We start from the raw sequence: 22,389 nt of genomic DNA on the forward strand, positions 1-22,389 counted from the left end.
ATGAAGCACTTAGCACACGCACTGAATGTGATGCGTGAAGCGGCCACAGCCGCTTGAGGCTTACAGGATGAACCGGGAAAGGTCTTCGTCGTGACTTAATGCCTGCAGGCGGGCGTCGACATAGGCGGCGTCGATGCGCACCGTCTGGCCTTCGAGCCTGGTCGCGTCGAAGCTGACTTCGTCGAGCAGGCGCTCCATCACCGTCGACAAGCGGCGGGCGCCGATGTTCTCGGTGCGCTCGTTGACCTCGAACGCGATGCTGGCCAGTCGCGTGATGCCTTCGGGCGTGAATTCCAGCGTGACGCCCTCGGTGGCGAGCAGCGCCTGATACTGCTTGACGAGCGAGGCGCGGGTCTGCGTGAGGATGCTTTCGAAATCGGAAACCGAGAGCGAGGACAGTTCCACCCGGATCGGAAAGCGCCCCTGCAGCTCGGGAATCAGGTCGCTCGGCTTGCTCAGGTGGAAGGCGCCGCTGGCGATGAACAGGATGTGGTCGGTGCGCACCACGCCGTACTTGGTGCTGACGGCGGTCCCTTCGACCAACGGCAGCAGGTCGCGCTGTACGCCCTGGCGCGACACGTCGGGGCTGCCGCCGGATTCGCTGCGCGTGGCCACCTTGTCGATCTCGTCGATGAAGACAATGCCGTTCTGCTCCGCGCTGGTGATGGCCTGCGCGCGCACTTCGTCTTCGTTCAGCAGCTTGCCGGCTTCCTCGTCGACCAGGAGGCGCATGGCTTCGGAGATCTTGAGCTTGCGGGTCTTGCGCTTCTGGTTGCCGAGCTGGCCGAACATGCCGCGCAATTGCTCGGTCATCTCCTCCATGCCAGCCGGGCCCATGATCTCCAGCGGCGCGCGCGCCTCCGCCAGGTCGATCTCGATTTCCTTGTCGTCAAGCTGATGCTCGCGCAGTTTCTTGCGGAAGGCCTGACGGGTGGCGTTGTTGCTGTCCGCCTCGACCACGCCCTCGGCGTTGCGGGCCGATGGCAGCAGGACGTCGAGGATGCGGTCTTCTGCCGCGTCCTCGGCGCGCATGCGCACCTTGGCGCTTTCGGATTCGCGGGTCTGCTTGACGGCGATTTCGGCCAGGTCGCGGATGATGGAATCCACGTCCTTGCCGACATAGCCCACCTCGGTGAACTTGGTCGCCTCCACCTTGATGAAGGGCGCGTCGGCCAGGCGAGCCAGGCGGCGCGCGATCTCGGTCTTGCCGACGCCGGTCGGGCCGATCATGAGGATGTTCTTGGGCGTGATCTCGGCGCGCAGCTTGTCGTCCACCTGCTGCCGGCGCCAGCGGTTGCGCAGCGCAATGGCCACGGCGCGCTTGGCTTGCGGCTGGCCGACGATGTGGTTGTCGAGTTCGGAGACGATTTCCTGAGGGGTCATGGACATGGTGGGACGGCGCAGCCTCAGAGCGTTTCGACGGTGTGGTTCATGTTGGTGTAGATGCAGAGTTCGCCCGCGATCTCGAGCGAACGCTTGACGATCTGGTCGGCCGGCATGTCGGTGTGGTCCAGCAGGGCCTTGGCCGCCGACTGCGCGTAGGCGCCGCCCGATCCGATGGCCACGATGCCGCCCTCCGGCTCCAGGACGTCGCCGTTGCCCGTGATGATCAGGGAGGTGGTGGCATCGGCCACGGCGAGCATGGCTTCAAGGCGGCGCAGCACGCGGTCGGTACGCCAGTCCTTGGTGAGCTCGATGGCTGCCCGGGCAAGTTGGCCCTGGTGCTTCTCGAGCTTGGCCTCGAAGCGCTCGAAGAGGGTGAAGGCGTCGGCCGTGGCACCGGCAAAGCCGACCAGCACCTTGCCGTGATAGAGCCGCCGCACCTTGCGCGCGGTGCCCTTGATGACGATGTTGCCGAGGGTGACCTGGCCATCGCCGCCGATCGCGACCTGGTCGCCATCCGGGGTCTTGCGGCGCACGCTGACAATCGTCGTTCCGTGAAACTGTTCCATCGAAGCCATATGGGTTGGTTGCAGGGGCGATGCAAGCCCCCAAGGTTTTAATTCGCGCGCACGACGACAGATGCGTGGTCGGCAATGCCTATCACCTTGAAGAAGGCGGCAAGCATGCGCTGCACGTCGACGAACTCGACACGCTGGCCGCGCGCGGCGCGCGCCATCGCCCAGTTAAGCAAGGTCCCTGCCGCCGCGAAGTCCATGCGGACCAGGGCGGCGCACGAGACGGTCGGCACTTCAGCATTGACCAGCTCTGCATCGAGTTCATGCAGGACGTCGTGGCATTCACCGCTGAGTTCGCCAACCAGCAGGCTGTGACCTGCAATGGCCGGTGTCGGGGCCACCTCGGCCGAAGGCCCGATCCCCATGCGCTCGATGCCGGACGACGGCTTTGGCGGGGGCGCGGGCGCGGCCGAATCCACCGCCGCATAGCTGCCTGCCGGGTCTTCCCAAGGGGGTGGCGACACCTCGTAGGTGATGCAGTAGTTGAGCGCCGCCAGTTCGAAACCGTCGACATCGTTCATCACGCGCAGGATGGCCATCCGCAACTGCCACCAGACCGGCTCGGTGTCGCGGTTATTGGTGGGGGTCGCTGCCACCAGCACCTTCAGCAAGTGCGCTGCACCCACGAATCGCAATTGCACGGGTGACGCAGCCCAATGCTCCATCAGCGCGCGCAAGGGGCCGGCGGCATCGGCATCGATGCCCGACAGGTTGCGCCAGTCGAGCGTCCATGCCGGACCGGCGCTGGCGAGGGCTTGAGTGAGGCCGGCGAGGCCGCCGCGGGTGAGTTGCTCGGGGCAGAACCAGTCCGCCCCCTCCGGCCCGCCAGCGCCGCGGCTTTCGAGTCTGGCTGCGCCAGCCAATTGCACGTCGCGCGCCAATGCGCGCAGTGAAATCCATTCGGGGCCCGCGCGCTTGAAGCGCTGGACGTAGCGCATGCCCGTCTGCGAGAACTTGTCGAAGTCGGCGGTGGCCCGGTAGAAGTCGAGCAAGGCACGCCAGATCTCGACGTTGTCGGCCTGCGGGCTTTCGGGTGCCAGTGCCTGGAGCAGGATGGCCTCCGCCCCGGGATCGTCGCCATGCGCGAACCGGATCGCGGCTTCCTCGAGGGCGCTGTCGATGCCCGGGGGACGGGGCAGGCTCGGCTCGCCGGGGGCAGGGACGGGTGGCGCGTGGCCCGGCTCGGTGTCGGCATAGGCCCGCGCCTGCTGCGCAGCCATGGCGGCCGGCGTCATGGGCTCGCCGTTGGCGCCCGGCTGCCGGTTCTTCCACCATTGCTGCGACATCTGCTCTTCGATCTCGTCGATTTTCTTGAGCGTGAGCGCACGTCCGGCCACCTTGCCGCCGGTGCTGCTGACGCTGAAGGTGGACGGCGAGGCGTCGCGCGAGCTGGCGGCTTCGCGCTGGCGGAGCTTGCGCAGCATGTCGAACTCGCGACGGCGCACGAAATCGTTGCGCTGCCGCCGCTCGATCATTTCCTTGAGCATCTCCCGGCTGTAGCCGGTGTCAGAAGAGCCCGCGTCCAGCTCGTCCAGTTCCGCCCAATCCTTGAGCGGGTTGCGCACGAACTTGGCTACCTTCGCCAGCAGCCGGCCGGGCTCCTCTTTGGGCATGTCGGAAGCCCCTCAGTCGCCGAACATCTTTTGCTTGAGCTCGCGGCGCTGTTGCGCTTCGAGGGAAAGGGTGGCGGTCGGGCGGGCCAGCAGGCGGCCGACGCCGATCGGTTCGCCGGTCTCGTCGCAGTAGCCATAGTCGCCGGCGTCGATGCGCTGGATCGACTGTTCGATCTTCTTCAGCAGCTTGCGCTCGCGGTCGCGGGTGCGCAATTCGAGGGCATGCTCTTCCTCGATGGTGGCGCGGTCGGCCGGGTCGGGCACGACGACCGTGTCTTCGCGCAGGTGCTCGGTGGTTTCACCGGCGTTCTCGAGGATGCCTTGCTTGAGGCCGACCAGCTTGAGGCGGAAGAAGGCCATCTGCTTGTCGTTCATGTACTCGCTGTCGGGCATGGCGATGACTTCGGCGTCGAGCAGTTGCTCCGGCGTCTTGGTCTTCCAGTTGTTGGCGAGCTTGGGATCCTTCTTGAGCGCGACGTGCGGCGGCGGCACCAGCGCGGTCGAAGCGACCTGGGTGAAGCTGGACTTGGCGGCGGTGGATGCCACGGACTGGGCCATCGACGGCACGGTCAGTTGGGACAGGCGCGAAACGCGTCCAACGCGGGGGGCCGGCGTGACAGGAGCCGGAGCGGGAGTGGGGGCGGCAGCCGTTTTTTTCATGGGGGTCGTGACAGAAGCGGAAGGATCGGCGGAAGGACTGGCCGGTTTTGCGGCGAGGGGGGGCGCGGCGGAGCCCGGTTTCGTGGCGGAAGGCTTGGACGCTTCTGGCGCAGCCTGCTTGCCAGCTGTCTTCTTGACGGCCGGTGTGGCAGACGCGGCCTCGGCGGCGGGTTTCTTCACGGTACTGGCTCCTAGGACGGGCTGGATCGCGTTCTACAGATAGTCTGTACCCGCAAGAACGTTGGCGAACACATGCCTCGCGGGTTCCCGATTTTCAGTGCAAGCTCGCCAGCAGCGACCACGGGTTATACCCCCGAATTCAGGCCACGAACGCGCTCTCTACTGTGCCGGTAGTGACTTCTTCTGCCATGGCAAGTGAAAGCGGCTCCCGGAACAGGCGCGCGATTGTATAGACGAAAGTGTCAAGTTGTCGCAAGCAGCCCTCCCCCGAAGGTATTTCAGCCCCGGAAGCCTAGACCAGGCACTGATCGAGACCCTGCTCCAGGATCTCGCGCGGCAGTTCGATGCCGATGAACACCATGCGGCTCTGGCGGGCTTCGTCGGGGCCCCAAGCCGGGCCGAGGTCGCTGCCCATCAGCTGGTGCACGCCCTGGAAGATCACCTTGCGCTCGGTGCCCTTCATGTTGAGCACGCCCTTGTAGCGCAGCATGCGCGGGCCGTAGATGTTGACGATGGCGCCGAGGAAGTCCTCCAGTCGGGCCGGATCGAAGGCGCGGTCGGCTCGGTAGACGAAGCTCTTGACGTCGTCGTCCGTGTGGTGATGGTGGCCGTGGCCTTCGTGCGCGTGCGAGGGGTGGTCGCAGTTCTCGCCATGCTCGTGGTCGTGGTGGTCGTGGTCGTCTTCCTTGAGGAAGTCGGGGTCGATGTCGAGCTTGGCGTTGAGGTTGAAGCCGCGCAGGTCGAACACGGATGACAGCGGCACCTCGCCGAAATGCACCTTCTGTTGCGGGGCGCGCGGGTTCATGTGCTTGAGGCGGTGGATGAGCGCTTCGGTTTCGTCGGCGGCGACCAGGTCGCTCTTGCTGATGAAGATCTGGTCGGCGAAACCGACCTGGCGGCGGGCCTCCTGGCGGTCGTTGAGTTGCTGGGGTGCGTGCTTGGCATCGACCAGCGTGAGGATCGAGTCGAGCAGGTAACTTTCGGCGATCTCGTCGTCCATGAAGAAGGTCTGGGCCACCGGGCCGGGATCGGCCAGGCCGGTGGTCTCGATGACCACGCGATCGAAGTCGAGCAGGCCCTTGCGCTTCTTGGCAGCCAGCACTTGCAAGGCCTCGCGCAGGTCCTCGCGGATGGTGCAGCAGATGCAGCCGTTGCTCATCTGCACGATCTGCTCCTTCGACTCGGTGACGAGGATGTCGCTGTCGATGTTTTCCTCGCCGAACTCGTTCTCGATGACCGCGATCTTTTGGCCGTGGGCCTCGGTCAGGATGCGCTTGAGCAAGGTGGTTTTTCCGGAGCCGAGGAAGCCGGTGAGGATGGTGGCGGGGATGAGGGCCATAGGGTGCTCCGGTCGCGAAAACAGGGAAAGGGCGGGAAGTTTAGCGGGCTGGGAATGGGCCTGCTTCAGTAGGGCTGGGCCTGAATACGGAATCGGGATCGAACTTCCGTACGCAGAGGACGCGAAGGTTTCGCGAAGGACGCGAAAGGAAACCAGAAAGGAATGCCAAGAACTTTTTTTCTTTGTTCTTTCGCGATCTTCGCGGAACCTTCGCGTCCTTCGCGTACGGTCAAGTCCGCATTCAGGACGGCCTGCGCACGACCACCAACCCCTTGAGGTACTCGCCCTCCGGGAATTCGATGGTCATCGGGTGGTCGGGTGCGGCGCCGAGGCGCTCGCTGATGTAGCCGTCGACACCGGCGTCCAGGCCTGCGGAGGCGACGATCTTGTGGAACAGGTCGGCGCTGATGCCGCCGGAGCAGGAGAAGGTCAGCAGCACGCCGCCGGGCACCAGCAATTGCAGGGCGAGGCGGTTGATGTCCTTGTAGGCGCGGGCGGCGCGCTCAGCATGGGCCACCGTCGGGGCGAACTTGGGCGGGTCCAGCACGATGGCGTCGAAGGTCTTGCCTTCGGCGATGAAGCGGCGCAGCGTGGCGTTGACGTCGGCGTCGAGGTACTGGTTGCTGGCACCCGCGAAGCCATTGAGGGCGACGTGGGCTTCGGCTCGCTGGAGGGCGGGCAAGGAGGAATCGACCGAGGTCAGTTCCGCACCCTCCAGGGCGCCCGCGGCGCGCAGGCCGGCCAGGGCGGCGACCGTGAAGCCGCCCGTGTAGCAGAAGCAGTTCAGCACGCGGCGGAACTTGCGATGCGCCGCGATCTCCGCGAAGCGCTGCCTGCTGTCACGTTGGTCGAGATAGAAGCCGGTCTTGTGGCCGGTGGCGATGTCGAGCGACAGTTGCCAGTCGTGCTCGCGGATGGTGAGTTCGGTCGGGCCTTCGCCGCGCAGCCAGCCGGTGGTGGGCTTCAAGCCTTCGCGCTCACGACCGCTGGCGTCGGAGCGCTCGTAGAGTTTTGCCAAGCCGGTCGCGGCCAGCAAGGCATCGGCCAACGCCGCCTTCCAGCGTTCCACGCCCGCCGACAGGAACTGCGCGACCAACGTGTCGCCGTAGCGGTCGACGATCAGGCCGGGCAGGCCGTCGGCCTCGCCGTGGATCAGCCGCACGCCGTCGCTCTGCAGGTCGAACAGGCCGCGCGCCTTCACAGCCCGGGCGACACGTCCGGCGTAGAAGGCAGCGTCGATGCGCTGCGCCTCGTCGAAGCTCCAGGCGCGGGCACGGATCTTCGACGCCGGGCTGAATGCTGCCCACGCGAGGAACTTGCCTTCGTGCGACTCGACGCGCACCGTCTCCCCCGCATCGCCGCCGCCTTTGGCTATTGCCGATTCGAAGATCCATGGGTGGCGGCGCAGCAGCGACCGCTCCTTGCCCGGCCGCAGCCGCAATGCTTTCATTTGGGTTCCCTGGTGGCCTTTGCTTTCGGCCGAGTCTCGGAGCGCACCTTGGCGCGCGGATGGGCCGCGTCATACGCCTTGGCCAGATGCTGGAAGTCCAGCCGCGTGTAGACCTGCGTGGTGGTGATGTTGGCGTGGCCGAGCAGCTCCTGCACCGCGCGCAGGTCGCTGCTCGATTGAAGCAAATGGCTCGCGAAGGAGTGCCGCAGCATGTGGGGATGGACGGGCGCCGCCAGGCCAGCCTTGAGGCTGCGCAGGCGCAAGGCCTTCCATACGGCCTGCGCGGAGAATCGCGTGCCGTTGCGGCCGATGAAGAGGGCCGCGGCGCTGGCCGGGTCGCGCAGGCTGGCCGCCTCCAGCGCCGCGCAGTCTTCGCGCACCGCAAGCCAGGCGGTCAACGCCTCGCTGGCCTTGGCGCCGACCGGCACGCTGCGCCGCTTGCCGCCCTTGCCCAGCACCTGCGCCTCGCCCGCGGCCAGGTCGACCCAGCCGCGCGCGACAGTGCTTGCCCGCGCGTCCAGCCCGACCAGTTCGCTGACGCGCAGGCCGCAGCCATAGAGCAGTTCGACGATCGCGTGATCCCGCGCCTCGGTCCACGGATCGGCGTCGGCATCGTGGTGCTCCGCCAGTCGCACGGCGTCGTCGACGGCCAATGCCTTGGGCAGCGGGCGGTCGGCCTTGGGCGCGTGCACGTCCTGCACGGGGTTGGCGTCGACCAGCCGCTCGTTGCCCAGCCAGCGATAGAAGCCGCGCCAGCACGAAAGCACCAACGCAATGCCGCGCGATTCGCGCCCTGCCCCGTGCAACTGCGCCATCCAACGTCGGACGTGGGCGGTCTGCACCTGGTCGAGCGGCAAGTTCGCGGCCGCGGCCTTCTCGGCCAGCGTGCGCAGGTGGATCGCATACAGCTCGACCGTGCGCGCAGCCAGCCGGCGCTCCACGCGCACATGCTCAAGATAGCGCTCGATCAGGTCCGAACCCACAGCGAACTTCCTTCCGGATCGGGGTTAGAAATGCCCGGCCAGCGCATTGTTGACGATCGCAAGCGGCTCGCGGACCACGCCCTTGAAGAACAGGTACGGGCGCTTCCCGCAGGTGGGCGAGGCCGCTGCGTATTGCACGTCGAACGCGCGATCGAAACCGCTTGCGCGCGCCAGCCGCTCGATGCGCCAGAGGTGGTACGGGTCGGACACCACGATGACGCGCTTGACGCCGGCCGCTTCCAGCACCGGCCAGGACATGGCGAGGTTCTGCCGCGTCGAGGACGATTGCGCCTCCTTCAGCACGCTGCCGGTGAAGCCCGACTCCCGCGCGTAGGCTTCCATGACCTGGGCCTCGATGCGCGCGTCCTCGATGTCCTTGCCGCCCGACACGACAAGTTGGCGCACCTGGCCGCTGCGCGCGAGCTCGATGCCCCGGTCGACGCGGTTGGTGAGACAGGGGTTGATCTCGCCGCTGAGGTAGGCGCGGTTGCCCAGGATCAGCGCGGCGTCGGCCGTGCCAGTGGGCGGATGTGCGATGCGATCGCTCGCGTGCTGCCAGATCACGGCGGCCAGCGCCGCATGCAGCGCGCACAGTGCGAGTGCCGCGGCCAGCAGGCGCCAGCGCCAGGCCTTGGCGCGCAGCAGCAGGCTCAAGGCCGCAGCCGCGAGAGCGCGGCCGAAGCCAGGTCGGCAATGCGCTCCAGGAAGTCGGTGCCCATCTCGGGGTTGAAGCGTTGCGCATCGGGCGACGCGAGCACCAGAAGCCCGAAAGCCGGCGCACCCGGCTCGGCGCGCAACGGGATCAGCGCAATCGACACGGCGGCGCGCGCATCGCCCAGCCAGTTGGCGGCCTCGAAACCGGAGTTGAGCCCGCAGTACGGCGCGGTCAGCGAGGTGGCAAGCGTCTTCACGTCGTCGGTGACCCACTGCGCATAGCCCTCGCTCCAGTAGGGCACGTCGCAGTCCCACACCTTGATGGCGGTCTGCGGCACCATGAACAGCGTCTGCAGGTCGGCCGCGATCTGCCAGGGCAGGCCGCGCGCGTCGCGCGTGGTGAGCAGGCCGCGTGTCCAGCGCTGCAGCCGGTCGGCGGTGACGACGTTCTCGGTGCCGTGGCGCACCATGTCCATCACGCGGTGTTCCAGCGCCTTGATCTTCTCGCGCAGCATCTCGGCCTGGCGTTCCTGCAGGCTGACGGCGCGGTTGCCGTGCGGGCTGGTCAGTTGCACCTGCGCGAGCAGTTGCGCATGGCGTTCGAAGAAATCCGGCGTGTTGGCGAGGTAGTCGGCGATGTCGTCTTCGGTGATCGGATTCATGGCGTCGGAATGGGTGGGTTTCATGGCTGCTCGGGTACCTCGATGTCGCCTTCAAATACGGTCACGGCCGGGCCGGTCATGAACACGGGCTGGCCGACGCCCGCCCATTCGATGGTAAGGAGCCCCCCGCGCGTTTCCACGTCGACGCGATTTTCGAGCAGGCCAAGCCGGATGCCCGACACCACCGCCGCGCAGGCGCCGGTGCCGCAGGCGAGCGTCTCGCCCGCGCCACGCTCGAACACGCGCAGGCGGATCTGCGAACGGCTCACGACCTGCATGTAGCCGGCATTGACGCGCTGCGGGAAGCGCGGATGGTGCTCGATGAGCGGGCCCTGCGTCGCGACCGGCGCGGTGTCGACGCTGGACACGACCTGCACGGCGTGCGGGTTGCCCATCGACAGCACGGTGACGGGGAGGATGGCGCTCTCGGCATGGGTGCTGATGGCCAGGTGCCAGGTGTGCCACTTGCCCTCGGGCTGTGGCGAGAGGCCGGCCGTGTCGAAAGGCACCTTGTCGGGTTCGAAGACGGGCGCGCCCATGTCGACGGTCACGCGGCCATCGGCGCCCATGCGGGGCTCGATCACGCCTGAGAGCGTCTGCACGCGCACCGCATCCTTGGTGGTGAGGCCGCGTTCGCGCACGAAGCGCATGAAGCAACGCGCGCCGTTGCCGCACTGCTCCACCTCGCCGCCATCCGAGTTGTGGATGACGTACTGGAAGTCGATGTCCGGCGCCGGCGAGGGCCGCACGGTCAGGATCTGGTCGGCGCCGACGCCGAAGTGGCGGTTGCCGAGGAAGCGGTATTGCGCAGGCGTAAGCCCGAGCGATCCGCGGGTCTCGTCGAGCACGACAAAGTCATTGCCGGCTCCTTGCATCTTGGTGAAGCGAATTCGCATGGGCGCGATTATCCTGCGCGCCATGCGGACTGCCTTCATCGTGTCGAGCGCGATCAATTCGAGCGCGGGCATGTTCTCGCCGGAGGAGAGGCTGCGGGACACGCTCGGCACGATCGATTCGATCCGCCAGCGCGTGCCGGATGCGGCCATTCATGTGCTGGACATGTGCGGCGACGGCCTGCAACCGGCGCAGGCCCGCCTGCTGTCCTCGCAGGTGACGCGGCTGTTCGACTACTCGGGCCTGCATGACGTGCAGGCGATCTACAAGGTGCCCAACCTCGACGTCGTGAAGAACCTGACCGAGATGACTTGCTTTCATCACTTCCTGCACAGCCAAGAAGCGCTGCTGGCGGGGGTCGACCGGGTCTTCAAGCTGTCGGGGCGGTATCGGCTGGACGAGCGCTTCTCCATTGGCGACTACGACGATCCGCGGTACCGCGGGCAGATGGTCTTCTCTGGCAGGTTCGCGAGCCAGTTCACGCCGGACGTCACGGGCAATGACGCGGCGGACAACTTCCAGTTGATGTCGCGACTGTGGTCCTTCGATGCCTGCCTGCTGCCGACGGTGCGCAGCGTCTACGGGCAGATGATCGAGCGCATGGTTGAGCGCCTGAACGCGGGTGGCTACATCGACATCGAGCACCTGCTGCACAGGTACATGCCGCGCTCGCGCATTGCCATGCGCACGCCGATCGGGGTGTCGGGCAGGCTGGCGCCGAACGCGAGGGAGATCAGCGACTGAGGGGACCTGATCCCGCCCTGCTGCTGCCCTGCTGCCCAGCTCTCAGCCGCAACGCGCACCGACGATGCGACCGCTGGCTTCGATATCGACATTCAGGCGCGTCGCGTCGGAGTCGCGCGCAGGTGGATCGGTGGGGAGCACGCTGCGTGCGCTGCGAGCGCCGGCGCGCTGGCGCATCTGCTCCAGCAACTGAGCGTCGACCTGCTTACCCAGCGCAAAGCGGGCTTCGGTGGAGCGGCATTCCTCCGGCATGCTTTCGGCGAAACGAGGCGGCGGCGCCAGTTCGGACGACAGGGGTCGTACGTCGCCACGCATCTGGCAACCGGCCAGGCCGGCCGCACCGAGCAGCAGCCCGAATGTGAATCGCGTGCATTGCAGCCAGTTCATGGAGTACCTCCGTATGCCCATTTTTTCGATGGTTTGCATGGTAGCCCCCTGTCGTCCCGCTGGCGGCGCGACCCTCTGCGCAACATGAGATAGGCCGGAAGTTCAGTTGCCAAGGTCTCAGGCGCGCAGCGGTTACCGTAGCGCGATGAACACCGGTGTCCTTTCATCCCTGCCCCGCCTGGTCTGGCCGGGCCGCGAGTTCCTGCCCGGGTACCTCGCGGCGCTAGAACGTGGCTGGTCACCCAACAACCTCCGTCCCGAAGCCTGGCGCGACGAAATCGAACAGATATGGCGCGACGCCGATGCCTTCCTGACCGGCCTGGTCGATCGCGAAGGTGCCGGCCCGCCCGTGACCACGCCCGACGGCTCCACGGTGCCCAAGCTGCCCGGCTATCGGCGCTGGATCTGGGACGGCGAGTTCTGCGGCACCATCGGCCTACGCTGGCAGCACGGAAGCAATGCGTTGCCGCCGTACTGCCTGGGCCACATCGGCTACAGCGTCGTGCCGTGGAAGAGCGGTCGCGGCTATGCCACCGAAGCTTTGCGACTGCTCTTGCGCGATGCGCCCGCGGAGGGCTTGCGCTACGTCGAGATCACGACGAGGCCGGACAACCTGGCATCGCAACGCGTGATCGCTCGCAATGGCGGCGTGCTGGTCGAGGAGTTCATCACCGTGCCGGCCTTCGGCGGCAACCGCGAGCTGCGCTATCGCATCGAGCTCGATTCCTTGCCGGACGCCTGAGACCAGCACCCTGCCCCGGTGGCGAAGCGCGCGGCGAGGAAGTCCAGGAAGCACGCGATGCGCGCCGCCAGCTGCGTGTTGCGGTAGTACACGGCGTTGATCGCCTGCCGCACATCGACGGTGTCCTTCGCCAGCACCTGCACCAGGTCGCCCCGCGCGCGATCGCCGGTGGTCATGAAGTCCGAGAGGCAGACGATGCCGGAGCCCTGCAAGGCCAGGAGGCGCAGCGTCTCGCCATTCGAGGCGCCAATGGTCGACGTGATGGGCCACTCGTCCCCGTGCGCGCCGCGCAATGGCCATCGATTGAGCGAATCGAGGTGCGTGAAACCGAGCAACGAGTGCCTGCTCAGGTCGGCCACCGTCTTCGGACGGCCCTGTTCCTTCAGGTAAACCGGGCTGGCGAGCACGCGCAGCCGGCTGATCGCAAGGGGCCGCGCATGCAGCGTGGAATCGCGCAGTTCGCCGATACGAATCGCGACATCGGTGCGGCGCTCCAGCAGGTCGATGTTGAGTTCGTCGGTATTCAGCTCCAGCGTGATCTGCGGGTAGATGCGGCGGAATTCGGGCACCAGCGGCACGACGGCATGCAGCATGAAGGGCGTGGCGCCATTGACGCGCAAGCGCCCGGCGGGCTGCTGGCGGCGCGCGGCCATGTGCTCCTCGGCATCGTCGATGGACGCCAGGATGGCGCGGGTGTGGACGAGGAAGGCATGACCCTCCTCAGTGAGCTCGATGCGGCGCGTGGTCCGGCGCAGCAGGGTGGTGTCGAGCTTCTTCTCCAGCCGGCCGAGTGCGCGGCTCACGCCGGAGACCGTCTGCCCCAACTGGTCGGCCGCGGCGGTGATGGAGCCCGTGCCGACCACGGCCGCAAAGGCCTGCAATTCCTCGAGGGTGGTTTTCATTGTTGACTCGCAGTCAACAGAATTGTGCCGACTGACGGGTTTTTCTGCAAAGACGATCGGCGGACACTCCGTGCCAATCCCACAGGAGTTGCCTTCCATGCCCATTGCCCTCTTCGCGCTGACGCTCAGCGCCTTCGCCATCGGCACGACCGAGTTCGTGATCGTCGGCCTGCTCCCCACCGTTGCCGCGGACCTCGGAATCGATATTCCCTCGGCTGGCCTGCTGGTCAGCCTCTATGCCCTTGGCGTCGCGATCGGCGCACCCGTGCTGACCGCGCTCACCGGCAAGGTGCCGCGCAAGCTGTTGCTGCTCGGGCTGATGGCGCTGTTCACCGCGGGCAACCTGCTGGCTTGGCAGGCGCCGAGCTATGAAACGCTGGTGGCCGCGCGCGTGCTCACCGGGCTTGCGCACGGCGTGTTCTTCTCGATCGGCTCGACCATCGCGACCGGCCTCGTCGCCAAGGACAAGGCCGCCAGCGCCATCGCGATCATGTTCACCGGGCTCACCGTGGCGCTGGTCACGGGCGTGCCGCTGGGCACCTTCATCGGCCAGCACTTCGGCTGGCGCGAGACCTTCCTGGCCGTGTCGGCGCTCGGCGTGATCGCCTTCGTCGGAAGCTGGCTGTTCGTGCCGAAGGACATCCGCCACACGCCGCCGGCCTCGCTGGCCCAGCAGGCCAAGGTGCTGGCCGAGCCGCGCCTCCTGCTGGTCTATGCCAAGACGGCCATCGGCTACGGCGGCACCTTCATTCCGTTCACCTTCCTCGCGCCGATCCTCACGGACGTGTCGGGCTTCAGCGCCGGCGCGGTGGGCTGGGTGATGCTGGTGTATGGCGTATCGGTCGCTGTCGGCAACATCTGGGGCGGCAAGCTGGCCGACCGCATGGGCCCGATCCCGGCGCTTCGCATCATCTTCGCGCTGCTGGCTGCGGTGCTGCTGGTCTTCAACTTCACGGCGCCGCACAAGTGGCTGGCGTTGCTCACCGTGCTGGCCTGGGGTGCAGTCGCCTTCGGCAACGTGCCGGGGCTGCAGGTCTACGTCGTCAAGCAAGCCGAGCGCTTCACGCCGCAGGCGGTCGACGTGGCTTCGGGCCTGAACATCGCGGCTTTCAACCTCGGCATTGCCGGTGCGGCGTGGGTCGGTGGATTGATCGTCACGCACCTGGGGCTGATGCACACGCCGTGGATCGGCGCGCTGGTGGTGCTGGTCTCGCTGGCATTGACGCAATGGAGCGGCGTACTGGATCGCCGCTCCGGCATCCCGATGCGCACGCATGGTCCGATCCCGGTCGGCCACTGAATTTCTCTTATCACTTCAATCATTGAAACCATGAACACGAACAACACCCTCCCCGCTTTCGGTCTCGGCACCTTCCGCTTGACCGGCCAGACCGTCATCGACTCGGTCAAGACCGGGCTTTCACTCGGCTACCGGCTCATCGACACGGCGCAGATCTACGGCAACGAGGCCGAGGTGGGCCGGGCCATTGCCGGGAGCGGCGTGGCGCGCAAGGACATCTTCATCACCACCAAGATCTGGACCGACAACTATCCCAAGGCCAAGCTTGGGCAGAGCCTGAAGGCAAGCCTGACCAAACTGCGCACCGACCATGTGGACCTGACGCTGATCCACTGGCCCTCGCCGGCCAACGCGGTGCCAGTGGCCGAGTTCATGGGCGCGCTGGCCGAGGCCAAGGCGCAAGGGCTGACGAAGCGCATCGGTGTGTCGAACTTCAACATCGAGCTGATGCGGCAGGCCATCGATGCCGTGGGCGCGCAGGAGATCGCGACGAACCAGGTCGAGCTGCATCCGTACCTGCAGAACCGCAAGCTGGTGGACTTCGCACGCAGCGAGGGCATCGGGATCAGCTCGTACATGACCTTGGGCTACGGCAAGGTGCTGGGCGACCCGGTACTGCAACGCATCGCGTTGGCGCATGGCGCGACGACGGCGCAGGTGGCGCTCGCCTGGGCGATGCAGTCGGGCCATGCGGTGATTCCGTCTTCGACGAAGCCGGCGAACCTGGAGAGCAACCTGAAGGCGCAGGCGCTCAAGCTGAGCAACGAGGAGATGGCGCAGATCGTTGCGCTCGATCGCGGCGAGCGCCTGGTCAGCCCGGATGGTCTGGCGCCACTCTGGGATTGAGGCTTCCTCGGGGCAACGCCGCAAGCCCTCGCGCGTCGTGCCGCCACGCATCCGCGCGCGGCGGCGGTGACCTGTTCACCGTGTCCCTCGCCCAGTTGAGGAAGATGGGCTAGCGCGAGGCAGCCCAGGCCCGCAAGATCGGGATCGCCTCTGCGTCCAGCTTCTGCTCCGCCGGCAGCGCCCGTTCGTGCAGCGGCGCGCCGGCTTCGGCACGCAGGGTCTCGACATCGATGGGATGCCGGTCGGCCGCCGACACATGGGCAAAGGCTTCGCCCGACTGCGCCAGCGACGCCGCGTAGTAGAGCTTGCGAATGCCCACGATGTGCATCGCCGCCGCGCACAGCGCGCAGGGTTCGCACGAGGTATAGAGGTCGCAGCCCGACAGGTCGACCGTCTTCAGCCTCCGGCACGCATCCCGGATGGCTTCCACTTCGCCGTGCGAGGTGGGGTCGAAATGCGCGACCGAATGATTGAAGCCTTCGCCGACCACGGCGCCGTCCTTCACCACCACCGCGCCGAAGGGCTCGGTGCCGGGCGTGTCGAGTGCGCGGGCCGACAGGGCCAGGGCGCGTCGCATGAATGTTTCGTCGTACACGGTTTTGTCCTCAGTTCAGCATGCCGTCGCGCGCGACGACTTGGCCACCGGCGACGACAAGCTTGCGCACCGGCCTTGCCACGATGGCCTGCGCCACGGTCTGCGCATCGACCAGCACCAGGTCGGCGCGGTCGCCCGGCACCAGTCCATACGATTCGAAGCCGCAGCCGCGCGCGCCGGCATGCGTGACGCAATCCAGCGCCACATCGAGTTCATCATCACGCCGCAGGTTGTAGCGCAGGCCGATCAGCATCGCGCGCTCCAGCATGTCGGGGTTGCCGTAGGGTGACCAGGTATCGCGGATGCCGTCATTGCCGCCGAGCACGGTCACGCCGGCATGGCGGCACACCATCAGGGGTGGCACGTTGCGCGAAGCCGACCCGGTTGTGACCAGCACCACGCCCAGCGCCGCCATGCGCGCGAGCAGCGGATCGCGCTCGGCCGGCGCCAGGTCGCCGAGGCAGAAGCCATGGCTGATCGCGACCTTGTTCTGCATGCCCAGCGCCTGGGTGCGGTCCAGGATCAGGTCGAGCGAGAACGCGCCCATCGCGCCGGGTTCATGCAGGTGGATGTCGAGCGGGCAGCCGTGGCGTTCGGCCAAGCCGAACAGCACATCGAGCGAGCGCACCGGGTCGCCGTCGATGGCGCAGGGGTCGAGGCCGCCCAGCACGTTCGCGCCCGCCTTCATGGCCTGGTCGAGCAACTCGGCAGTGCCCGGACGGATCAGCAGGCCGGATTGCGGAAAGGCGACGATCTGGATCTGTTGCCCCAGGCGCTCCATCGCCTCGCGCGTGCACACCACGCCGTCGAGGTGCCGCAGGCCGGCTTGCGTGTCGATGTCCACATGGGTGCGCAGCCGCGTCGTGCCCAGCGCCAGGAAGGCCTGGGCCAAAGCCAGCGACTGGCCCGCCGCATCATGGCCGCTGGCATGGCGGAACGCACGCTCGTTGTCGATCTTGTCGCTGAGCCGCGTGCCGACTTCGTTGCGGTACCAGTCCATGCCCCACAGCGTCTTGTCGAGGTGGGTGTGGCCTTCGACCAGGCCTGGCAGCAGCAAGGCGCCGCCGCCCTCCTCGATCGCGCAATCAGGCGGCACCTGCAATGAAGGGCCGAGCGCGGCGATGCGCCCGCCCTGCACCAGCACGTCGAGCGGCGCACCAGCCATCGGGCGTACGTTGCGGATCCACAGGGAATTCATGCTTCGCGCCGGAAATTCGCCGCAAGGTTTTCGACCAGGGACACCTCAGTGCTCTTCCAGCACCGAAATGATGTTCCCCGCCGGGTCGCGAAACCAGGCGATGACCGGACCACCCGAAGCTCGGCAGATGTCATTCGAATCGGTCTCCAGCCCCGGCAGGTCGTACGACTCGAAACGCACCCCGCGCTCCTTCAGCGCGGTCACGGTCTTGTCGACGTTCTTCACCGGAAAGTTGAGCACGGTGTAGGTGGCCGGCGCGTGGTTCGGCTTCACGTACACCAGCACCTTGGTGCCGCTGCCCAGATGCAGCGTCATCAGGCCGTCGTCTTCCGACACGTCCAAGCCCAGCGTCTCGCCGTAGAACGACAACGCAATGGTCATGTCGTCGACCGAATAACCGCTGAAGGCCTTGCTGTTTTTCAGCATGTCGTCTTCTCCTTTGACTTGGCTCGTGGGGGAGCATAGCGTCCGCGCCGGCAAAACGTTCCGGAGCTTGGCCCGTCGCAAGATCCGGACCGCACCGCATGCCCTGGCTGTCACTCCCTCTCCCGCAAAGCCGGAGAGGGTTGGGGTGAGGGTTCTCCGGCTTCACCTTGGGCATCGGGGTTATCCGCAGGCCTGGTTTCCGGGCGGGACAGCACGCCCGCGCCAGTCTCCCGATAATGCTGCGATGGTCCGCTCAAGCCAACAAATCCACCCGTCACGTCAGCCCGCCCCCTTGCTGCCCGCAGCGACCGTGCTGCTGCTGCGCGACACGCCCGCCGGCCTCGAAGTACTGATGACGCGGCGTTCCGACACTGCCAGCTTCGCACCGGGCGCCTATGTCTTTCCGGGCGGGCGCATCGATGACAACGACGTCGCGTCGCGCCCGATCGCCGCGCAGCGGCGCACGCAGAGCCAGCTCCAGCTGACGCAATCGATCGCGGCCATCCGCGAGTGCTTCGAGGAACTGGGCATCCTGCTGGCGCGCCACACCGATGACGGCCGCATGGTCAGCGGCGCCGAGGTGGCCACCATGGACCGCGGCAATCCGCCCGCCATGACGCTGGCCGCCCAATGCGCGGTGAAGGGCCTGCGGCTGGCCGCCGACGAGGTCTTCACCTTCGCGCACTGGATCACCGACCGCGACCTGCCCAAGCGTTTCGACGTGCCCTTCCTCGTCGCGCGGATGCCCGACGGCCAGGTCGCGGTGGCGGACGAATCGGAGCAGTTCGAGCCCTGCTGGGTACGCCCCGCCGATGCGCTGGAACGCCACGCGAAGAAGCGCTTCTTCATGATCTTCCCGACCGTGCGCACGCTGGAGAAGCTGGCCGCCTTCGACACTGTCGACGCCGTGCTTGCCGCCTGCGCCGCCGAGCAGCCGCTGTGGACCAGTTGCCCGCGCGGCGGCCTGCTGGGCGGCAAGGAGATGCGCTACATGGAGCATGAATCGCCCTTCGGCGAGCTCGCGCTGGTCTGCCCGGACGGCCAGATGCTGCATGCGCTCGACTGGCAATCCGGGGAGCCGGTGCGCCTGCTGAAGAACGTGATGCGCCTCACCGCGCCCAACCCCGGCGCCATGACCGGGCCGGGCACCAACACCTACATCGTGGGCGACACCGCCACGGGCTATATCGTGATCGACCCTGGCCCGAACGACTTCGACCACATCGGCCGCCTGTGGCGCATCACCCAGGGCGACATCCGCGCCATCGTCTGCACCCATTCGCACGCCGACCATTCGCCGGGCGCGCTGCCGCTGCAGGCGCTGTGCAAGAAGCAACGCCCGCCGATCCTCGGCCTTCCCTCGGCGCTGAGCGCACGCCCGGCGGCGCGCTTCACGCCGGACCGCACGCTGGCGAACGACGAGCGGATCACGCTGTCCGCACAGGAGCTGCCTGCCGACGGTGTCCCCACCCCGACGCACACGCTGCGCGTGATCCACACGCCCGGCCACGCCGCCAACCACCTGTGCCTGCTGCTCGAAGAGGACGGCCTGCTGTTCAGCGGCGACCACATCCTGAACGGCAGCACCACCGTGATCGACCCCCCCGACGGCAACATGACGGCCTACCTCGATTCGCTCGACCTGCTCGACGAGGCCTGCGTGGCGCATGCGGTCGAGTTCATCCTGCCGGCGCACGGCTACGTGCTGGGCCAGGCCCGCACCGCCATCGCGCGGCTCAAGGCGCACCGCCTGAAGCGCGAGGCCAAGATCGCCGCCGCGATGCGCCAGCAACCCGACGGCACATCCGACGACTGGCTGCCCATCGCCTACGACGACGTGCCCTCGCGCATGTGGCCGGTCGCGGCGCGGTCGCTGCAAGCGCATGTGGAGCGCATTCGCTCGCTGGAGCAGACATGAAGCATGCCGGTGCGGCCCAGGCAGAGGAAGAAGGCATCCGCCTGGCCAAGCGCGTCGCCGCGATGGCCAATGTGTCGCGCCGGGAGGCCGAACTGCTGATCGAGAACGGCGCGGTCCGCGTCGATGGGCATGTGGTGGAAGTGCCGGCCCGACGCGTGCGCGACGAGCAGCAGGTCGAGATTGCCAGCGGCGCCCGTCCGGTGGCCGTCGAGCCTGTGACGCTGCTGTTGCACAAGCCTGCCGGGATCGCTTTCGACGCGCCGCTGGCCAAGTTGCTGATCGCGAAGAAGCACAGCGAGAGCGACCGGCGGCCCGCCTTGCAGCGTCACTTCCTCGGGCAGCAATGCTTCACGCCCATCGAAACCGGCGCCAGCGGCCTGATCGTGTTCACGCAGGAGCCGCGCGTGCAGCGCAAGCTGGTCGAGGATGCCGGGCTGATCGAGAACGAGGTGATGGTCGATGTGGAAGGCACGGTGGACGCCGCGGCGTTGCACCGGCTGAACCAGTCGCCGGTCATCGACGGCCGGGCCATGCTGCCCGCCAAGGTCAGCATCGGCCGCCAGACCGAGACTCGCGCAGGCTTGCGCTTCGCCATCAAGGGCAGTTGGCCGGGCCAGATTGCGCAGATGTGCGACATGGCCGGGTTGCGCATCCTGCAGATGAAGCGCATCCGCGTGGGGCGCTTGCCGCTGGCGGGGCTGGAAGTCGGCGAATGGCGCTTCATGACGCCCGGCGAGCGGGTGTAGGTTCAGCCGGCGAGATAAAGCGAGACGCGGTCGGTGGTCCACGTGGCGACGCCGGTGCCGAAGAAGTCAGCATCCTCCGTCCACACCGGGCAGCCGATGACCATCGCGCAGGCCAAGACGGGTCAATCATCGGCATCGCGGATCGCAATACGCTGCAGCGCTTGCGCTTTGATGCCGCTGTAGAAATCCTGGTTGATTGGCTGGACGACGCTTCGAAGCCGATCGAGGACTTTCATCGTCGGTGCAACATCGACACCGCGCTTCTCCAGCAGGGCGGGCAGGTACTTTCCAGCATCGGCATAGGCGACATCAGGCGCAAAGAACTGGACGCTCGCCGCATGCTCCAGGACAAGTTCGCGAACCCTCTTGCGGAGCACGGCCCGGATCAGGATGTTGGCGTCAAGGACGATCGCCCGGTCGCTCACCTGGTTTTCGATTTTCCGCTGGCGGCAGCGCCCTGCTTCCTAGCCGTCTTGAATTCGGCGACCACTTCTTCGACATCGACGCTCTTGGCCGCGAGCAGTTGGTCCAGGACCTTGCTTGCCTTTTTCAGCGATGCCACGTCGGCATCATCCTGGCCGTGCACCGGAATGAAGTAGCCCACCGTCTGCCCATGGCGCGTGACGGCGACGGGCGTGTTGGACGCGATGTATTCGGCAAGGTCTGCCCGAAACTCCCGGATGCCGACCTTCGTGGTTTCCATGGTGGGTCTTTTGGCGCAGTGGCTGAAGCGCAATTTGTGGATCTGTGTGTACACATTCTAGGCGCGCAAGATCCGGTACGCCAATCCGTGCGCGCGAAGGGGTCTCAGATCGAGGAAAAGTGTGAAGCACGCCTGTAAGCCGGATTCTGTGCACCGGATGCATCTTGCGACGCACCCGGCGTGACCGCCATTAATCTGGGCCGCCGGTCACCCGGACGGCTCGATGCCACCTACCCGCCAGCTCAGCGGAACCACCTCGATACTGGCCTACTTGGTGTTGCTGCGCGCAGAGATTGCCCGTTTCACCCGATGCCGGGTTGCCCCGACACCGACTCGTCTCTGTTGCTCTGATCCTCACCTCACGGTGGAGAGTCGTTAACTCCTGCGCTGTCCTGTGCAGTCCGGACGTTCCTCCAGTGCGCTCTTTCGAGACTTGCACCAGCGGCGGTCCGGCGTGCTTCACAGCGTGGATTATCTCGCCACAATGGCGGTCCATCTTTCGCTGACCTTCCAGGAGCCCGATTTCATGAAAGCCCAGAGCATCCTCGACACCATCGGCCGCACGCCGCACATCCGCATCCAGCGCCTGTTCGGCGATGCGACGCAGCAGGTCTGGATCAAGTCGGAGCGCGCCAATCCGGGTGGCTCGATCAAGGACCGCATCGCGCTGTCGATGGTCGAGGACGCGGAGAAGTCCGGTGCGCTGAAGCCCGGCGGCACGATCGTCGAGCCGACTTCGGGCAACACCGGTATCGGCCTGGCGATGGTCGCCGCCGTGAAGGGCTACAAGCTGGTGCTGGTGATGCCCGATTCGATGTCGGTCGAGCGCCGCCGCCTGATGCTGGCCTACGGCGCCAGCTTCGACCTCACGCCGCGCGCCGGCGGCATGAAGGCGTGCATTGCACGCGCCGAGGAGATCGTTGCCTCCACGCCCGGCGCGTGGATGCCGCAGCAGTTCAACAACCCGGCCAACATCGATGTGCACGTGCGCACCACGGCCGAGGAAATCGCCGAGGACTTCCCGGAGGGCGTCGACGTGCTCATCACCGGCGTCGGCACCGGCGGTCACATCACCGGCTGCGCGCAGGTCCTGAAGAAGAAGTGGTCCAAGCTCAAGGTGTTCGCGGTGGAGCCGGTGGCCTCGCCGGTGATCTCGGGCGGCCAGCCGTCGCCGCACCCGATCCAGGGGATCGGCGCCGGCTTCATCCCGAAGAACCTCGACACCAGCCTGCTCGACGGCGTGATCCAGGTCGATGCCGAACCGGCCCGCGAGATGGCGCGCCGCTGTGCGCGCGAGGAAGGGATTCTGGTCGGCATATCTTCTGGCGCCACGCTGACCGCGATTGCGCAGAAGCTGCCGGAGTTGCCGGCCAACGCGGTGGTGCTGGGCTTCAACTACGACACCGGCGAGCGCTATCTGTCGGTGGAGGGCTTCCTGCCCGTGTAGTCATGGCCGCCTGGTTTTCGCCAGATCGCTTGATCGGGCCGG

Annotated in this window: 23 protein-coding genes, 1 other RNA gene and 1 pseudogene; 7 read left to right on the plus strand and 18 right to left on the minus strand. The window is 66.8% G+C overall.

From position 1 onward, the window contains the following. Positions 1-60 precede the first annotated feature (60 nt). The 10 genes from hslU to dapF form a co-directional block, all read right to left on the minus strand. A complete protein-coding gene (gene hslU / locus WKW82_RS08990) occupies positions 61-1,389 on the minus strand; it encodes an ATP-dependent protease ATPase subunit HslU (RefSeq protein ID WP_340341925.1) in 1,329 nt (442 codons plus the stop codon). Positions 1,390-1,406: 17 nt separating this feature from the next. After that, positions 1,407-1,952, minus strand: a complete 546-nt coding sequence (gene hslV, locus WKW82_RS08995; protein WP_340341926.1) for an ATP-dependent protease subunit HslV — start codon at positions 1,950-1,952, stop codon at positions 1,407-1,409. Positions 1,953-1,999: 47 nt separating this feature from the next. Continuing rightward, complete coding sequence (locus WKW82_RS09000; protein ID WP_340341927.1) at positions 2,000-3,571, minus strand: STAS domain-containing protein; 1,572 nt, start codon at positions 3,569-3,571, stop codon at positions 2,000-2,002. A 12-nt stretch (positions 3,572-3,583) separates the two neighbouring features. Next, the gene (gene dksA / locus WKW82_RS09005) at positions 3,584-4,411 is read right to left on the minus strand and encodes an RNA polymerase-binding protein DksA (RefSeq protein ID WP_340341928.1); all 828 of its coding nucleotides are present in this window, start codon (positions 4,409-4,411) and stop codon (positions 3,584-3,586) included. A gap of 292 nt (positions 4,412-4,703) precedes the next feature. Continuing rightward, entirely contained in the window at positions 4,704-5,750 is a 1,047-nt protein-coding gene (locus tag WKW82_RS09010; RefSeq protein WP_340341929.1) for a CobW family GTP-binding protein, read from the minus strand. 241 nt (positions 5,751-5,991) lie between these two features. Continuing rightward, a complete protein-coding gene (locus tag WKW82_RS09015; protein ID WP_340341930.1) occupies positions 5,992-7,200 on the minus strand; it encodes a class I SAM-dependent rRNA methyltransferase in 1,209 nt (402 codons plus the stop codon). After that, positions 7,197-8,183 carry a tyrosine recombinase XerC gene (locus tag WKW82_RS09020; RefSeq protein WP_340341931.1) on the minus strand — a complete coding sequence of 329 codons (987 nt, stop codon included), beginning with the start codon at positions 8,181-8,183 and terminating at the stop codon, positions 7,197-7,199. The genes WKW82_RS09015 and WKW82_RS09020 overlap by 4 nt, the downstream gene beginning before the upstream one ends. Positions 8,184-8,207: 24 nt before the next feature. Next, entirely contained in the window at positions 8,208-8,837 is a 630-nt protein-coding gene (locus tag WKW82_RS09025; RefSeq protein ID WP_340341932.1) for a YdcF family protein, read from the minus strand. Then, a complete protein-coding gene (locus WKW82_RS09030) occupies positions 8,834-9,523 on the minus strand; it encodes a DUF484 family protein (RefSeq protein ID WP_340341933.1) in 690 nt (229 codons plus the stop codon). The genes WKW82_RS09025 and WKW82_RS09030 overlap by 4 nt, the downstream gene beginning before the upstream one ends. Then, positions 9,520-10,395: a diaminopimelate epimerase gene (gene dapF, locus WKW82_RS09035; RefSeq protein ID WP_340341934.1), complete on the minus strand. Its 876-nt coding sequence runs from the start codon at positions 10,393-10,395 to the stop codon at positions 9,520-9,522. Before dapF ends, WKW82_RS09030 begins: the two co-directional genes overlap by 4 nt. Between dapF and WKW82_RS09040 the strand changes: the two genes are divergently transcribed. Continuing rightward, complete coding sequence (locus WKW82_RS09040; protein ID WP_340341935.1) at positions 10,394-11,137, plus strand: hypothetical protein; 744 nt, start codon at positions 10,394-10,396, stop codon at positions 11,135-11,137. The genes dapF and WKW82_RS09040 overlap by 2 nt on opposite strands. A 42-nt stretch (positions 11,138-11,179) precedes the next feature. On the opposite strand, the gene WKW82_RS09045 is transcribed toward WKW82_RS09040, so the two are convergent. Next, positions 11,180-11,524: an I78 family peptidase inhibitor gene (locus tag WKW82_RS09045; RefSeq protein ID WP_340341936.1), complete on the minus strand. Its 345-nt coding sequence runs from the start codon at positions 11,522-11,524 to the stop codon at positions 11,180-11,182. 145 nt (positions 11,525-11,669) lie between these two features. Between WKW82_RS09045 and WKW82_RS09050 the strand changes: the two genes are divergently transcribed. After that, positions 11,670-12,266 carry a GNAT family N-acetyltransferase gene (locus tag WKW82_RS09050; RefSeq protein ID WP_340341937.1) on the plus strand — a complete coding sequence of 199 codons (597 nt, stop codon included), beginning with the start codon at positions 11,670-11,672 and terminating at the stop codon, positions 12,264-12,266. On the opposite strand, the gene WKW82_RS09055 is transcribed toward WKW82_RS09050, so the two are convergent. Then, the gene (locus WKW82_RS09055) at positions 12,230-13,168 is read right to left on the minus strand and encodes a LysR substrate-binding domain-containing protein (protein ID WP_340341938.1); all 939 of its coding nucleotides are present in this window, start codon (positions 13,166-13,168) and stop codon (positions 12,230-12,232) included. The two genes, WKW82_RS09050 and WKW82_RS09055, sit on opposite strands and share 37 nt — an antisense overlap. 97 nt (positions 13,169-13,265) lie before the next feature. Here WKW82_RS09055 and WKW82_RS09060 point away from each other — a divergent pair, with 97 nt between their 5' ends. After that, positions 13,266-14,468, plus strand: a complete 1,203-nt coding sequence (locus WKW82_RS09060; RefSeq protein WP_340341939.1) for an MFS transporter — start codon at positions 13,266-13,268, stop codon at positions 14,466-14,468. Positions 14,469-14,498: 30 nt separating this feature from the next. After that, entirely contained in the window at positions 14,499-15,314 is an 816-nt protein-coding gene (gene dkgB, locus WKW82_RS09065; protein WP_340341940.1) for a 2,5-didehydrogluconate reductase DkgB, read from the plus strand. A 109-nt stretch (positions 15,315-15,423) separates the two neighbouring features. On the opposite strand, the gene WKW82_RS09070 is transcribed toward dkgB, so the two are convergent. From WKW82_RS09070 to WKW82_RS09080, 3 genes are read right to left on the minus strand one after another with little or no spacing between them, the layout of a single operon-like run. Further along, a complete protein-coding gene (locus WKW82_RS09070; protein ID WP_340341941.1) occupies positions 15,424-15,909 on the minus strand; it encodes a nucleoside deaminase in 486 nt (161 codons plus the stop codon). Between the two features lie 10 nt (positions 15,910-15,919). Continuing rightward, the gene (locus tag WKW82_RS09075) at positions 15,920-17,107 is read right to left on the minus strand and encodes an amidohydrolase family protein (protein ID WP_340341942.1); all 1,188 of its coding nucleotides are present in this window, start codon (positions 17,105-17,107) and stop codon (positions 15,920-15,922) included. Between the two features lie 45 nt (positions 17,108-17,152). Beyond that, entirely contained in the window at positions 17,153-17,533 is a 381-nt protein-coding gene (locus WKW82_RS09080) for a VOC family protein (RefSeq protein WP_340341943.1), read from the minus strand. 244 nt (positions 17,534-17,777) lie between these two features. Here WKW82_RS09080 and WKW82_RS09085 point away from each other — a divergent pair, with 244 nt between their 5' ends. Both WKW82_RS09085 and WKW82_RS09090 read left to right on the plus strand, forming a co-directional pair. Next, positions 17,778-19,451: an MBL fold metallo-hydrolase gene (locus tag WKW82_RS09085; protein WP_340341944.1), complete on the plus strand. Its 1,674-nt coding sequence runs from the start codon at positions 17,778-17,780 to the stop codon at positions 19,449-19,451. Continuing rightward, the gene (locus WKW82_RS09090) at positions 19,448-20,197 is read left to right on the plus strand and encodes an RNA pseudouridine synthase (RefSeq protein WP_340341945.1); all 750 of its coding nucleotides are present in this window, start codon (positions 19,448-19,450) and stop codon (positions 20,195-20,197) included. The genes WKW82_RS09085 and WKW82_RS09090 overlap by 4 nt, the downstream gene beginning before the upstream one ends. A 2-nt stretch (positions 20,198-20,199) precedes the next feature. On the opposite strand, the pseudogene WKW82_RS09095 reads toward WKW82_RS09090, so the two are convergent. The 3 genes and pseudogenes from WKW82_RS09095 to rnpB form a co-directional block, all read right to left on the minus strand. Continuing rightward, positions 20,200-20,622 (minus strand): annotated as a pseudogene (locus WKW82_RS09095) (PIN domain-containing protein). Next, a complete protein-coding gene (locus WKW82_RS09100) occupies positions 20,619-20,900 on the minus strand; it encodes a type II toxin-antitoxin system Phd/YefM family antitoxin (protein WP_340341946.1) in 282 nt (93 codons plus the stop codon). The pseudogene WKW82_RS09095 and the gene WKW82_RS09100 overlap by 4 nt, the downstream one beginning before the upstream one ends. Before the next feature lie 119 nt (positions 20,901-21,019). Beyond that, positions 21,020-21,361, minus strand: an RNA gene (gene rnpB, locus WKW82_RS09105) — RNase P RNA component class A. Positions 21,362-21,426: 65 nt separating this feature from the next. Between rnpB and cysK the strand changes: the two genes are divergently transcribed. After that, positions 21,427-22,347 (plus strand): cysteine synthase A, encoded by a 921-nt coding sequence (cysK, locus tag WKW82_RS09110; RefSeq protein WP_340341947.1) that lies wholly within the window; start codon positions 21,427-21,429, stop codon positions 22,345-22,347. The last annotated feature ends 42 nt before the right edge of the window (positions 22,348-22,389 follow it).

Origin of the sequence: Variovorax rhizosphaerae (assembly GCF_037889975.1) — a bacterium.
Classification (GTDB): domain Bacteria; phylum Pseudomonadota; class Gammaproteobacteria; order Burkholderiales; family Burkholderiaceae_C; genus Variovorax; species Variovorax rhizosphaerae.